The sequence below is a fragment of the Pseudobacter sp. genome, assembly GCF_051955275.1.
Classification (GTDB): Bacteria; Bacteroidota; Bacteroidia; order Chitinophagales; family Chitinophagaceae; genus Pseudobacter.
On sequence record NZ_JBQCGW010000216.1, the window covers coordinates 1 to 13,552 of the forward strand.

Genomic DNA, 13,552 nt, shown 5'->3' on the forward strand with positions numbered 1-13,552 from the left:
ATCATACGCCAAGACCATTGTTGGTGGTGTTGGGAGCGCAATCCACTTTTTTGTTCTGGCCCATGATGCCCACTTGGCCTTCCAGTAAGAAGCGGCTCTGTCTCAGCAGCTGGGTCTGGGGATCTGAGATATAATAACGGCCGAGTGCACTCACTCCATAGGAAAATGTTGTGAAACCATCGCCTGTGGTCAGTCCCAGGTTCACCATACCACCGATGGCCACATTATCCCTGATAAACCAGGCTACTTTAGGATTGAGGGAAAGATTGAAAGTAGTGTTGCCACTCTGAAAGTCTGCCGACATCCCCATCAGGTCTGCACCAATAAGCATATTCCCTTTCTGTAACTGTGCCTGGGCTTTATTGTTTACAAACAACATCAAACCCATGCAGCCCAAAAGCATCGCGTAAGCTTTCTTCATAACTCAATATTTAAGGTTAGTAAAAAATGATGTCCGGAACAGGCCAGCATACAAATCAAATGCCCGGAAGTCCGTCTACGCGTTTTGGAGGGGGGGATGCGTTTACAAGGATGTTGAATTGAACTACTTCAAGGCGGGGCAGGAAAATACTTTGTGAAAAATATTTATATAAAATAAAAATAAAGCATTTCCTGTTAATTAAGAAAAAAAGAATGAAGGTTGTCCTTTCTTATCCTCATTTTTCAGCAAACAAAGAGCCCCGTCAGGTAAATGACAGGGCTCCTTTCAAATATCAATTCTGATGGCTTACGCCATTTGCAGTTTTCTTGCTTTTTTGTCTTCCAGAAACTCATCAAAGGTCATCAGCTTATCCACTACACCGTTTGGTGTGAGCTCGATAATGCGGTTGGCCACGGTCTGGAGGAAGGTATGGTCATGAGAGCTGAGCATCACAATGCCTTTGAAGTTCTCCATGCTTTCGTTGAAGCTCTGGATAGATTCCAGGTCAAGGTGGTTGGTAGGCTCATCCAGCAATACCACGTTGGGATCCTGCAGCATCATGCGGCTGAGCATGCAACGCACTTTCTCACCACCGCTGAGTACGGTTGTTTTCTTCAGCACCTCGTCTCCGCTGAACAGCATCTTACCGAGGAAGCTGCGGAGGAAGGGTTCATCCACATCTGTTACATGTGGTGGCACATACTGGCGCAGCCAGTCCATCAGGTTGAGGTCAGTGGTGAAGTACTGTGAGTTATCGTTGGGCAGGTAAGCTTTGGATACGGTAGTTCCCCACTCGTATTTACCGCTATCGGCCTGTTGTTCTCCGTTGATGATCTCAAAGAAAGCGGTAACGGCCATCTGGTCGTCAGCAACAATGGCGATCTTATCACCCTTGTTCACGGTGAAGTTCACATTGCTGAAGAGCACCCTGCCATCGATGGATTTGCTGAGTTTCTCCACATTGAGGATCTGGTTACCCACTTCGCGAAGTTGCTTGAAGATGATACCAGGATACTTGCGGTTGGAAGGTGCGATATCCTCGATAACGAGTTTCTCCAGGGCTTTCTTACGGGAAGTAGCCTGCTTGGATTTGGAGGCGTTGGCGCTGAAACGGGCGATGAAGTCCATCAGGTCCTTACGCTTCTCTTCTGTACGTTTGTTCTTATCGTTCATCTGACGGGCAGCCAGCTGAGAGCTCTCGTACCAGAAAGTATAGTTACCGGTGTAGATCTTGATCTTCTGGCGGTCAACGTCGGCCACATGGGTACATACGGCATCGAGGAAGTGACGGTCGTGGCTCACAACGATCACGATGTTCTCATAACCGCCGAGGAAATTCTCGAGCCAGGAGATGGTAGTAACGTCAAGGTTGTTGGTAGGCTCATCGAGGATGAGGATATCCGGGTTTCCGAAGAGGGCCTGTGCCAGGAGCACGCGCACTTTCATAGCACCGTTGATATCTTTCATGAGGCTCCCCTGAATATCTTCGGGGACACCGAGCTCGCTGAGCAGGCTGCCTGCATCGCTTTCAGCGGTGTAGCCACCCATTTCGCCAAACTCACCTTCCAGTTCACCGGCACGGATCCCGTCTTCCTCGCTGAAATCAGCTTTGGCATAGATGGCATCACGCTCATGCATAACGGACCAGAGTTTCTTATGGCCCATCATCACGGTATTGAGCACGGTTACTTCATCGAACTCGAAATGGTTTTGTTTCAATACGGCCATCCGTTCTCCGGGAGTAATATCGATAGTGCCTTTGTTAGGCTCGATCTCTCCGGCGAGTATTTTCAGGAAAGTGGATTTACCGGCGCCGTTGGCTCCGATCACACCATAACAATTCCCTTTGTTGAAAGTGATATTCACTTCATCAAACAATACACGTTTACCGAACGAGAGGGTCACATTATTCGCTGCAATCATACTGACTTCCTATGTTATTTGAGGCCGCAAAGGTACGCAATATTTGGCTTCTTTCCCATTAATTAACCCGGCCATCCAGTGCCAGCAGAAACGCGTACATCAGGGCCTCCTCGCGGAGGATCTCAAAACGGCCGGAAGCGCCGCCATGGCCCGCATCCATATTGGTTTTGAAGAGGATAACACTCTTACTCTTATTGAGCTCCCTCAGTTTGGCCACCCATTTAGCCGGCTCAAAATACTGTACCTGGCTATCGTGCAGACCGGTGGTGACCAGGATATTGGGATAATTGAGCGCTCCCACATTATCATAAGGAGAATAAGATTTCATGTAGAAATACTCGGCACTATCGGCCGGGTTGCCCCATTCCTTGTACTCTCCGGTGGTGAGGGGGATGCTGGCATCGCTCATGGTGGTGATCACATCCACAAAAGGCACTTCAGCCACTACCCCATTCCACATTTCCGGGGCCATATTGAGGATAGCGCCCATCAGCAGACCGCCGGCGCTTCCGCCATTGGCATAGAGGTGTTTACTGGAAGTATAGTTTTCACTCACCAGGAATTTGCCACAATCGATAAAATCATAGAAAGTGTTTTTCTTTTTGAGGAGGTGGCCATCATCATACCACTGTCTTCCCATCTCCTGTCCGCCGCGCACATGTGCAATGGCATAAATGAATCCCCTGTCAACCAGCGAGATCACGTTTCCCTGGAAACCTGGGAAAGTGCTGTTACCATAAGAGCCGTAAGCGGCCAGCAACACGGGATTGGTTCCGTCTTTTTTCACTCCTTTTTTGTAAAGAAGGGTCATCGGTACTTTCACGCCATCACGGGCAGTGGCCCAGATGCGCTCTGTTTCATAACCGTCTTTTTTATAACCGATCACCTCAGTCTGTTTCAGCACTTTCTTCTCTTTCGTATCCATGTTGTAATCGATGATGGTATACGGAGTGATCATACTCGTGTAAGTGATACGGAGAATATTGGTGTTCGATTCAGGATTGCTGCCCTGGTTGGCGGTGAACACCTTCTCATCGAATGTTATATACTCGTCTTTTTTGGCGGCAGTATTGATCACGCGGATCTGACGCATGGCATCTTTCACTTCAGTGAGCACCAGAAAATCTTTGAAGGTGTTGAAGCTGGAAATATACACGTCTTTCCGGGCAGGTATCAGCTCTTTCCATGCACTGCGGGAAGTATTGCCGGGCTCTGCCGTCATGAGGCGGAAGTTAGGCGCATCCCAGTCTGTCTGGATATAGAATTTACCATCATCTGCATGATCCAGGTGATACTGGAAATCCTGTTTGCGTGGTTCAAATACTTTGAAAGCGCCGGTAGGATTTGAAGCGTCCAGCAACTGGTATTCGGTGCTGTTCTCGTTCATATCCGATGTAATGAAAATGTATTTTTTGGAGCGGCTGCGGTCTACGTCCAGGTAGTAGCGGTCGTCTTTTTCTTCGTACACCAGTACGTCCGTTTTGGGATCGGAACCGAGTGTATGGCGATAAACGCGGTAGCCCAGTAATGTAACAGTATCCTGCAGAATGTAGAAGATCGTTTTGTTGTCTGCTGCCCAGGCTACAGAGTTACCTTCCACGTTTGAAATACTTTCAGGATATACCTCACCGGTAGTCAGGTTTTTCACCTGCAGGTTGTAGAGGCGGCGGCTCACATGATCGGTTGTGAATGCGGCGAGCTGGTTGTTATCGCTCACTTTGATGGACCCGATGCTGTAGTATTTATGTCCTTCAGCCATCTTGTTCTGATCGAACATGATCTCTTCAGGTGCATCCAGCGATCCTTTTTTACGGCAGTAGATGGGATACTGTCTGCCTTCTTCAAATTTATTGTAGTAGTAATAACCATTGCTCAGTGATGGAACGGATTCGTCTTTTTCCTTGATACGGCCTTTCATTTCCAGGAAAAGTTTTTCCTGGAGTTCTTTGGTGCCGGACATCATGGTATCCACATAGGCATTTTCTGCTTTGAGGTATTCTATCACTTTGGGGTTCTCTCTCTGGTTGAGCCAGTAATATTCATCCACCCGTTTATCGCCGTGAGCCTCCAGCTCTTTGGCTTGTTTTTCAACGGTGGGCGTGGGAATATTCGCGGGCCACTGATATGCTTCGTTCATTTTAGATGGGTTTTGATTACAGCCCACTGCGGCGAACGGGGCTATAAGCAATAATTTCCGTAGATGGTTCATCATGTTGTTTGGTTTGGAACGGTTGAAAATACAAATTCCCGTCTGCCTCCAAACCACCACTCATCACAGCTTAACAAAATTGGTGGGTTCTGGGTATTACCGGTTTATCTCAGCAAGAAGGTCCGGCAGATCGAGAGGTTCCGTCACCATTTGCAGCTGGCCATTTACATCATGCGGCCAATCCGCTTTGGGCTTGTCCCAGTACAATTCAACACCGTTTCCATCGGGATCATCCAGGTAAATGGCTTCCGAAACACCGTGATCGGATGCTCCGGTTATGGGATAACCGGCATCCACCAGTCTTTTGAAGATGATGGCCAGGTCTTTCCGCGTGGGATAAAGAATGGCGGTATGAAAGAGGCCGGGCGCTTTGCGTGGCGCGGGCGGCGCGTCTTTGCTGTACCAGGTGTTCAGACCGATATGATGATGATAACCACCGGCTGAAATGAATACGGCCTGATCGCCGTAACGCTGCCGGATCTCAAATCCCAGCAGTCCCTGGTAAAAGCCAAGGGCTTTGTCGAGGTTGGACACTTTCAGGTGCACATGGCCGATCCTCGTTTGTGCGGGAACGATATAGTCGCTCATAAAAGAGAAATTTATTCTTTCAAATTACAACAAAAAAGCCCTGAAGTAGTTTGCGGCGGCAGTCTACTTCAGGGCTGTATGCTTGTTCAGCTATTGATCAGTCGTGGCTCAGGCCGGCGCGCTGGTACTCGTAGTTGAGACGTGCGATGTTTGTGATGGAGATTTCCTTCGGGCAAACTGCTTCGCAGGCTCCTGTATTGGTACAGGCTCCGAAACCTTCTTTGTCCATCTGTGCGATCATATTGAGCGCACGTGATTTACGCTCAGGCTCACCTTGCGGCAGTAATGCCAGGTGGCTCACTTTTGCGCTGGTAAAGAGCATGGCTGAGCTGTTCTTACAAGCTGCCACGCAGGCGCCGCAACCGATACAGGCTGCATTGGCGAAGCTGAGGTCAGCTTTATCTTTCGGGATCAGCAGGTTGTTGGCATCCTGCGCGTTCCCTGTATTTACGGAGATATATCCACCTGCCTGTACAATGCGGTCGAATGCAGTACGGTCAACCACCAGATCCTTGATCACCGGAAAGGCCTTGGCGCGCCATGGTTCTACAGTGATGGTATCACCATCTTTGTAGGCACGCATGTGCAGCTGACAGGTGGTATTTGCCTGCCAGGGACCGTGTGGACGGCCATCGATGTACATGGAGCACATCCCACAGATACCTTCGCGACAATCGTGATCAAAGGCAATAGGGTCCTTACCTTCAGCGATCAGCCGCTCATTCAGTACGTCAATCATTTCCAGGAACGACATTTCCGAAGAAACGTCTTTCACATCATAAGATTCAAAAGCCCCCGCATCATTCCTGCTCTTCTGCCTCCACACTTTCAGTGTGAGATTCATATTATAATGTTCCATAGACGATAAATGTAATTGTTATTTGTAGCTGCGCTGGGTTGGTTTAGCAATTTCAAAAATGAGGTCTTCTTTATGCATCTGCCATTTGTGTTCTCCCTGGAACTCCCAGGCTGCTACATATTTGAAGTTTTCGTCATCACGTTTGGCTTCCCCGTCTTCCGTTTGTGATTCTTCGCGGAAGTGACCACCACAGCTTTCATTACGGTTGAGGGCATCCAGGCACATGAGCTCACCCAGTTCCAGGAAGTCGGCAACACGGTTGGCCTTATCCAGTTCGGGGTTCATTTCATTGATGGCGCCGGGGATGCGGACATCGCTCCAGAATTCCTTTTTCAGCTGCTGGATCTCTGCCACGGCTTCCTGTAATCCTTTGGCATTGCGGGCCATACCGCATTTATCCCACATGATCTTTCCGAGGCGCTTGTGGAAACTTTCCACTGTTTTGCTACCCTTGATGCTCATGAGCCGGTTGATCCTGTCGGATACTTCTTTTTCAGCCTGCTCAAAAGCAGGATGATCGGTAGGTATGCTCTTTGTGGCGATATCTTTTGCGAGATAGTTTCCGATAGTGTAAGGGATCACAAAGTAACCATCTGCCAGGCCCTGCATCAGTGCAGAGGCGCCGAGGCGGTTAGCTCCGTGGTCGCTGAAATTGGCTTCACCGAGGCAGTAGAGACCGGGGATGGTGGTCATCAGTTCATAATCCACCCAGAGGCCGCCCATTGTGTAGTGCACCGCGGGGTAAATACGCATCGGGGTTTCGTATGGGTTCTCGCCGGTGATCTTTTCGTACATATCGAAAAGGTTACCATATTTCTCTTTTACTACAGCTTTACCGAGTTTGATGATCTCTTCTGCAGAAACATTGCTGAGGCCCTGTTTGTTTACTTCGATCTCTCCGTAACGCTGAATGGCGTTGGCATAATCGAGGTATACAGCCTGTTTGGAAGTACCTACACCGTAACCGGCATCGCAGCGCTCTTTGGCAGCGCGGCTGGCCACATCGCGGGGAACGAGGTTACCGAAGGCGGGATATCTTCTTTCCAGGTAATAATCTCTTTCATCCTCAGGGATGTCGGCGGCTTTGCGCTCGTCGTTCTGTTTCTTGGGAACCCAGATGCGTCCGTCGTTACGTAAGCTCTCAGACATGAGGGTGAGCTTGGACTGGTGGTCTCCGCTAACGGGGATACAGGTGGGGTGGATCTGAGTGAAGCAGGGGTTGGCGAAGTACGCTCCTTTCCTGTGCGCTTTCCAGGCGGCTGTTACGTTGCTGCCCATGGCGTTGGTGGAGAGATAGAATACGTTGCCATAACCACCGGAACATAACAGTACGGCATGGCCGAAATGACGTTCCAGCTTACCGGTCACGAGGTCGCGGGCGATGATGCCGCGGGCCTTGCCATCGATCATAACGATCTCCAGCATTTCATGACGGTTGTACATTTTCACGTTACCGAGAGCAATCTGGCGTTCCAGGCTCTGGTACGCACCTATGAGGAGCTGCTGACCGGTCTGACCGGCAGCATAGAAAGTTCTTTGTACCTGTGTACCACCGAATGAACGGTTGCTGAGCAGACCGCCATATTCGCGGGCAAAGGGAACACCCTGCGCCACGCACTGGTCGATGATATTACCACTCACTTCAGCGAGGCGATGCACATTGCCCTCGCGTGCGCGGTAGTCACCACCTTTGATGGTGTCATAAAAAAGACGGAATACAGAGTCACCGTCGTTCTGATAGTTCTTGGCGGCATTGATACCACCCTGGGCAGCGATACTGTGGGCACGGCGCGGAGAATCCTGGAAACAGAAGGCTTTTACTTTGTAACCAAGCTCACCCAGTGAAGCCGCAGCCGAAGCTCCGGCCAGTCCGGTTCCGATAACGATCACCTCCAGCTTACGTTTGTTGGCCGGGTTAACCAGGTTGCAATGGCCTTTGTACCAGGTCCATTTCTGGTCTAAATTACCGGCAGGAATTTTTGCATCTAACATATAACCAGTTTATGGTTTGTTTATGAAGTCTCTGATTCTACTCGTTATTATTAATCGATGGCCACCCATCCGAGGTAGCAGGCAATTGGCATCAGGGCGAAGATCAGCGGAATGAGGATCGAGAAACCCACACCGATGCAATTCACCATCTTCAGGTAGCGGTTATTATGAAGACCGATAGTTCTGAAGGCGCTCTGGAACCCGTGCATCAGGTGCCAGGTCAGGGAGATGCATGCCAGTACATATATAATTACCATTACCGGGTTCTGGAATACTTCGATCATGCGGGCGAAAAGATCATGCTGATCAGCGTCATAGGTAGCGGCAGGCAGGTTATGGGAGATCCGGGAATCCCACCAGAACTGCGATACGTGCAATACCAGGAACATCAGGATGAGGGTACCGAGCAAGCCCATGCTGCGGCTGTACCATTTGGAGCCCTTGTTACCCATGGGAACTGCGTAATTCTGGCCTCGGCGGCTCTGATTCTGTGCAGACAGCAGATATCCCTGCACAATGTGAAGGATAATGCCGGCAAAGAGACCAACTTCCGCAATACGGATAACAATTGTAACTGCCATGAAGTGCGCAGCCCTGTTGAAAATCTCACCATTGTCAGTGGGATCGAAAACATCAGCAAAAATGCAGGCATTGATGCCGACATGCACAACCAGGAAAAGAATGAGAAAGATGCCGGTTAAACCCATCACAAGTTTCTTACCGATAGAGGACGTAAAGAATTCAGACCATTTCATCTGAAAATAGTTTTGTGTTAAAAGTACCGCACTGAACTGAATGAGTGAACACGTTACCCGGATAGCGAAGTTTTATGTCACCGCCTCATGATCAATGCCGTAGGAAGCACACATGAGCTCGGGTTACGTTTTGCTGTTCAGACGCAAAAGTAACACAGCGGAACCAATAATCATATTTGTGTAAAAAATTTCCTGTCTGAATCCTGAAATTATTATTTTATTAAAATGCATATCTTAGCCGCCTAAAAACCAACCGAATGAAACAAGAAGAGGACTTTGACGCCAACCTGGCAGGCGAAGATGGCCGGAGCGAAGAGTCAAAGAGCAGTTGGTTCAAGAGGATTAAGAAAGGCATTCTGACCAGTACAGCCGAAAAGAAAGAAACTCCAGAAGGGCTTTGGAGCAAGTGTCCGGAATGCGGATACATCTGCACAGTAACTGAACTGAGGGAAAGCCTTTTCGTTTGTCCCAAATGCGCGTACCATCACCGCATTGGCAGCTCAGAGTATTTTGAGATCCTGTTTGACGACAATCAATACGATGTATTGTTTGAAAATATACGCTCTAAAGACTTCCTCCATTTCACCGATCTGAAACCTTATGGCAAACGCCTGCAGGAAACCTGGGGTAAAACTGACCTGACGGATTCCATCAGGGTGGCCCATGGTAAGATCAAATCACAGGATTTTATGGTCGCGTGTATGGATTTTGAATTCATCGGCGGCTCACTGGGCAGTGTGATGGGTGAAAGGATCGCCCGGGCAGCAGACATCTGCATTGAAAAGAAGATCCCCCTCATGATCATCTGTAAATCAGGTGGCGCCCGTATGATGGAAAGTGCTTTCTCCCTCATGCAGCTGGCGAAAGTGTCTGGTAAATTATCCCAGCTCACTGATGCACAGGTACCCTATATTTCTTTCCTGACGGATCCCTCCTTTGGTGGTATCTCCGCTTCCTTCGGGATGCTGGGCGATCTCAATATTGCCGAGCCAGGCGCCCTCATCGGGTTTGCAGGCCCCCGCGTGATCAAGGAAACCATCAAGAAAGACCTTCCTGAAGGATTCCAGCGCAGTGAATTCCTGCTGGAGCATGGCTTCCTGGACTTCATAGTGCCACGCAAAGAACTGAAAGACAAACTGGCCACCGTCCTGAACCTTTTCAGGAACTAACCGGTACAATACACCGCAATACGAAATGTGAACAAGGAAATTCCGAACTTCGCATTTCGTATTGTGTTATTAGAATATCATGACAGAGATTCGAAACAGATCAGCCTACCACGACTATTTCATCGAAGACAGGTACGATGCCGGCATCGTACTGGCCGGAACTGAAGTGAAATCACTGCGTGAAGGCCGTGCCAGCTTCAATGACTCCTACTGCTTCTTTCACAAAGGCGAGCTCTGGATCAGAAGCCTTCACATTACAGAATACCATCACGGGTCTTTTAACAACCATGCCCCCACGCAGGAACGCAAACTCCTGCTCCATAAAAAGGAATTACGCAAGCTGGAAGGCAAGATCAAAGAGAAAGGCTACTCCATTGTACCGCTCCGCATCTACTTCAATGAAAAGAATATGGCCAAGATGGAAATAGGCCTTGGCAAAGGAAAGAAGCTGTACGACAAACGCGAGACCATCAAGCAGCGTGATACGGAAAGAGAGATGAAACGCTATCTCAAATAACCGCTTATCCTTCATTTACTGCTCATTAAACAGGCCATTGGGTATTTTGGCTTGATTTTTTCTGCCTATCTTCACGTATGTTCAAAAAAATATTCTTCTGGATAACCGCACTGGTATTCGCCCAGCAATCCATGGGGCAGTCGGCTTCAGGATCCTGGTATGGCAAAGCCGATGTTGCCACCCAGGGGACACATAGCAATTACCTGACGGAGCTCACGCTGAAACAGAAAGGGAACGAAGTGGAAGGTGTGTTTGCTTATTACTTCAAAGACACCTACCAGAGCTTCTTTGTTCGTGGTAAATACAATAGTGCTACGCGCGAAGTGACCATTCCCAATCTTCCCATGCTGCTCTACGCCTCCACCTCGCGCAACGGCATTGAATGTCCCATGAGCTTTGTAGGCAAACTGATGGTCAGCCAGGCTAAAAGCACCATGAACGGCTCTTTCTACTCCAGCGATAAATACAAATACACCTGTCCTGAACTGAAAGTAACTTTCACGATGGACCGTTCAGAGACCACTTCCACTGCGGTTCTCCGCAATATGGCCGTGGGCCAGCGATACTGGAAGCCACAGGATGATGATGTGGTAGTGGATGCAGGAAAGAAAGAAGAGCCTGCAACAACGGTGTTGGAAAAAGAAACGGTAACAGTTAAAACAGATTCTGCCAGGAATGACGCCATTGCAAAAGTGGAAACTTCTCCGGCAAAGAAGGAAGAAATAGATTCGATCAAAAAAGAAACGGAAACGATAAAAACAGAAACCGCTACAAAAGCAACGGATGCTGTAAAGAAAGAAGCAGAGGTGGTGAAAAAAGCCGCAGAACCTGCAAAAAAAGTACTCACAAAAGAGGAAGAAGCTGCTGAAAAGCAAGCCGAACTGGTGAAACAGGGGGAACTGGCAAAGAAAGAAGCGGAGGAAGAGGCAAAGCTCTTACCGCCGGAGCGCAAACCTGTTCCCGGCACCAAAGTGCAGGTACCCGTACCTGTTACCAAAGCCCTCTCCCCTGCTGAAAACAATGGCACAAAGATCAGCTTCACTCCCAGTATGGAAGAGAAGCTGACCGAGGCATTCAAAAAACGTAAAAACGTTTACAATAAAGACATTGAAGTGGAAAGCGATTCCATCCGGATCACTTTCTATGATAACGGGGATATCGATGGAGATACCATTTCTGTTTTCCTGAATGGAGAAGCTGTGCTCACCAACCAGATGATCACAGACCGCGGAACAAATATCTATCTCAAGCTGGACAGCATGAAGACCTTGAACGAGATCAGCATGTTTGCACAGAACCTGGGTAAATACCCGCCCAATACGGCTTTGATGGTGGTGACCGATGGCAATACGAGGTATGAGGTTTACCTGAGCAGCAGTTTAACATCAAACGCAACGGTAAGGATCAAGAAGAAGCGTAAAGGAAATGATGATCACCGGTTGAAATTGAAATAAGAAATTGAACAATATAAAAATGCCCGGTATGCATTATTCAGATGGCGTACCGGGCATTTTAAATTTATGATCTGCGCTTAATTCTTTTTGTTCAGCTCATCCACATAAAGCAACATCGCTTTTGTAATAAATGCCGTGAAAGCCAGGTCAGGAGCGCCGTTCACCAATGTATACCTGGAATCCATCAGGTAAAGATTGCTTAAGCCACGGTAAGCATCCAGTGCTTCTTCACCTTCTTCCCTGCCCCACCACTTCAGGATATGATGGTAATGCTGATGGATCAGTTGCTGCACTGCCGGGTCAGTTACCGGCAGATGCATCATGTCTGCCAGGCCATTTGTAATAGCTGCGCCTTCCTGTTTAAGTTTTTCGATCTGTTCTTTATTGAGTTTGCGAAGCGCGGCTTCACTTTGTTCAACAGTATCCTTGCCCCAGCGGTCAATGGCTTCTTCACGCCAGGTTTCCGCATACTCTTTGGGGAAACCGGCATACAGTTCTTCGTTGGTGATCATATCATTACCTCCCGTTAATTTTTGAATGGTTTTGTTGATGGTTTCCAACAGCAGACTGGTGCGGTCCCTGCGCTTTTCCAGCACCGCGCGATGCTGTTGCAGCGCCGCCAGCATATCAAAAGAGGGATCATCCAGGATGGCTGCAATGTCTGTGAGTGACAGCTCCATTTCTTTATAAAAGAGGATCTGTTGCAGCCGCAGCAATTCACCCTGCCCATACAAACGGTAACCGGCATCCGTCCGTTCAGATGGAATAAGCAATCCCAACTGGTCATAATGATGTAAGGTGCGCACACTTACACCGGCCAGTTCTGCCAGCATTTTGACGGAGTATTTCATACCTGTCCCTGTTGTTGAAACCAAAGGTAGGGCCTCACGTAGGGTAAGGGTCAAAAGAAAATAGAAGTTTATTTTTTATTACACAACTTTTAGGTCAGACCACCGGCCCCCACCTGCGGTTGATTAATTCAGCTTCCCTGGTGGATCCAGGTATATCGTTTCCCATTCCAGTAAATAAGCCCACCGGCATTGGCTGAACCTTTTTCCGCATGCTGGATAAGGATCGCAGGCCTTTCCAGTTTCACTTCTTTGGAACCAAGGATATCACCACTGCTTTTATCGAACTGCGTTTCAGAAGCTGTTTTTTTCTTGTACAGGCTCCATTTATCCATCCAGTCGAAATCATCCCCCACATTCCCGAATTCTCTTCCGGCTCCCAACAGATAATGCTCCGTTGTTTTTCCATGGATGACAAGAATACCTTTTTTCTTAGTGGAAGTTTCCACTACAGGAATGGCAATATCAGCTTCTTTATCACCATTGAAATCAGCTTTGATCTGATCAGGTTTAAAACTGGTAATGGTGTATTTCTTATCCAATCCTTTTTTCGCAAATGCGGTCTGTGCCCATTCAGGCAGGCTTTTTGACTGGGCAACTGCCAGCAGGGAACTGAAAGAGAAGAGTAGCAGAAATGGAGTTTTCATAGTACAGACTTTGAGTGAACTGCTAAGATAATGGTCAGATCCTGATTTTAAAAGCCCTGCCCTGTTAAACTGCTGCCGTTGCAGATTTCAGCAATTGCTTCCCGGTTACCTGTATACGCAGCAATAAAACAGCTCGTTTCTTTGGGTTGAAAACTGATCAGACGCCGCAA

12 protein-coding genes are annotated in these 13,552 nt (G+C 48.4%); 3 read left to right on the forward strand and 9 right to left on the reverse strand.

What is annotated here, in order from left to right:
• Window position 1: 1 nt before the first annotated feature.
• The 7 genes from ACTHMC_RS18595 to ACTHMC_RS18625 form a co-directional block, all read right to left on the reverse strand.
• Window positions 2-421, reverse strand: coding sequence for a hypothetical protein (locus tag ACTHMC_RS18595; RefSeq protein WP_440415346.1), 420 nt, complete (start codon window positions 419-421; stop codon window positions 2-4).
• A 306-nt stretch (window positions 422-727) separates the two neighbouring features.
• The gene (locus ACTHMC_RS18600; RefSeq protein WP_440415348.1) at window positions 728-2,344 is read right to left on the reverse strand and encodes an ABC-F family ATP-binding cassette domain-containing protein; all 1,617 of its coding nucleotides are present in this window, start codon (window positions 2,342-2,344) and stop codon (window positions 728-730) included.
• A 58-nt stretch (window positions 2,345-2,402) separates the two neighbouring features.
• Window positions 2,403-4,481 carry a S9 family peptidase gene (locus ACTHMC_RS18605; protein ID WP_440415350.1) on the reverse strand — a complete coding sequence of 693 codons (2,079 nt, stop codon included), beginning with the start codon at window positions 4,479-4,481 and terminating at the stop codon, window positions 2,403-2,405.
• A 168-nt stretch (window positions 4,482-4,649) separates the two neighbouring features.
• Window positions 4,650-5,141 (reverse strand): VOC family protein, encoded by a 492-nt coding sequence (locus tag ACTHMC_RS18610; RefSeq protein ID WP_440415351.1) that lies wholly within the window; start codon window positions 5,139-5,141, stop codon window positions 4,650-4,652.
• A gap of 97 nt (window positions 5,142-5,238) precedes the next feature.
• Window positions 5,239-5,985, reverse strand: coding sequence for a succinate dehydrogenase/fumarate reductase iron-sulfur subunit (locus tag ACTHMC_RS18615; protein ID WP_440415353.1), 747 nt, complete (start codon window positions 5,983-5,985; stop codon window positions 5,239-5,241).
• Window positions 5,986-6,018: 33 nt separating this feature from the next.
• A complete protein-coding gene (locus tag ACTHMC_RS18620; RefSeq protein ID WP_440415354.1) occupies window positions 6,019-7,992 on the reverse strand; it encodes a fumarate reductase/succinate dehydrogenase flavoprotein subunit in 1,974 nt (657 codons plus the stop codon).
• 50 nt (window positions 7,993-8,042) lie between these two features.
• Entirely contained in the window at window positions 8,043-8,747 is a 705-nt protein-coding gene (locus ACTHMC_RS18625) for a succinate dehydrogenase cytochrome b subunit (RefSeq protein WP_440415355.1), read from the reverse strand.
• Between the two features lie 257 nt (window positions 8,748-9,004).
• Between ACTHMC_RS18625 and accD the strand changes: the two genes are divergently transcribed.
• The 3 genes from accD to ACTHMC_RS18640 all read left to right on the forward strand — a co-directional run bounded on the left by accD (window position 9,005) and on the right by ACTHMC_RS18640 (window position 11,887).
• Entirely contained in the window at window positions 9,005-9,916 is a 912-nt protein-coding gene (accD, locus tag ACTHMC_RS18630) for an acetyl-CoA carboxylase, carboxyltransferase subunit beta (RefSeq protein WP_440415356.1), read from the forward strand.
• A 79-nt stretch (window positions 9,917-9,995) separates the two neighbouring features.
• Entirely contained in the window at window positions 9,996-10,433 is a 438-nt protein-coding gene (gene smpB, locus ACTHMC_RS18635; RefSeq protein WP_440415357.1) for an SsrA-binding protein SmpB, read from the forward strand.
• A 77-nt stretch (window positions 10,434-10,510) separates the two neighbouring features.
• Window positions 10,511-11,887, forward strand: coding sequence for a hypothetical protein (locus tag ACTHMC_RS18640; RefSeq protein WP_440415358.1), 1,377 nt, complete (start codon window positions 10,511-10,513; stop codon window positions 11,885-11,887).
• Window positions 11,888-11,964: 77 nt separating this feature from the next.
• Here ACTHMC_RS18640 and ACTHMC_RS18645 read toward each other — a convergent pair whose 3' ends face one another.
• Together ACTHMC_RS18645 and ACTHMC_RS18650 are read right to left on the reverse strand one after the other, a co-directional pair.
• On the reverse strand, window positions 11,965-12,738 hold the full coding sequence (locus ACTHMC_RS18645; RefSeq protein WP_440415359.1) for a MerR family transcriptional regulator: 774 nt from the start codon (window positions 12,736-12,738) through the stop codon (window positions 11,965-11,967).
• Between the two features lie 128 nt (window positions 12,739-12,866).
• A complete protein-coding gene (locus ACTHMC_RS18650) occupies window positions 12,867-13,382 on the reverse strand; it encodes a hypothetical protein (RefSeq protein WP_440415360.1) in 516 nt (171 codons plus the stop codon).
• Window positions 13,383-13,552 lie beyond the last annotated feature (170 nt).

What these genes read in the sequence shown, in the direction of transcription:
- ACTHMC_RS18600 (WP_440415348.1), bottom strand. Translation starts at nt 2,344, where the DNA reads ATGATTGCAGCGAATAATGTGACCCTCTCGTTCGGTAAACGTGTATTG.
- ACTHMC_RS18625 (WP_440415355.1), bottom strand. Translation starts at nt 8,747, where the DNA reads ATGAAATGGTCTGAATTCTTTACGTCCTCTATCGGTAAGAAACTTGTG.
- ACTHMC_RS18605 (WP_440415350.1), bottom strand. Translation starts at nt 4,481, where the DNA reads ATGAACGAAGCATATCAGTGGCCCGCGAATATTCCCACGCCCACCGTT.
- smpB (WP_440415357.1), top strand. Translation starts at nt 9,996, where the DNA reads ATGACAGAGATTCGAAACAGATCAGCCTACCACGACTATTTCATCGAA.
- ACTHMC_RS18595 (WP_440415346.1), bottom strand. Translation starts at nt 421, where the DNA reads ATGAAGAAAGCTTACGCGATGCTTTTGGGCTGCATGGGTTTGATGTTG.
- ACTHMC_RS18610 (WP_440415351.1), bottom strand. Translation starts at nt 5,141, where the DNA reads ATGAGCGACTATATCGTTCCCGCACAAACGAGGATCGGCCATGTGCAC.
- ACTHMC_RS18650 (WP_440415360.1), bottom strand. Translation starts at nt 13,382, where the DNA reads ATGAAAACTCCATTTCTGCTACTCTTCTCTTTCAGTTCCCTGCTGGCA.
- ACTHMC_RS18620 (WP_440415354.1), bottom strand. Translation starts at nt 7,992, where the DNA reads ATGTTAGATGCAAAAATTCCTGCCGGTAATTTAGACCAGAAATGGACC.
- ACTHMC_RS18615 (WP_440415353.1), bottom strand. Translation starts at nt 5,985, where the DNA reads ATGAATCTCACACTGAAAGTGTGGAGGCAGAAGAGCAGGAATGATGCG.
- accD (WP_440415356.1), top strand. Translation starts at nt 9,005, where the DNA reads ATGAAACAAGAAGAGGACTTTGACGCCAACCTGGCAGGCGAAGATGGC.
- ACTHMC_RS18640 (WP_440415358.1), top strand. Translation starts at nt 10,511, where the DNA reads ATGTTCAAAAAAATATTCTTCTGGATAACCGCACTGGTATTCGCCCAG.
- ACTHMC_RS18645 (WP_440415359.1), bottom strand. Translation starts at nt 12,738, where the DNA reads ATGAAATACTCCGTCAAAATGCTGGCAGAACTGGCCGGTGTAAGTGTG.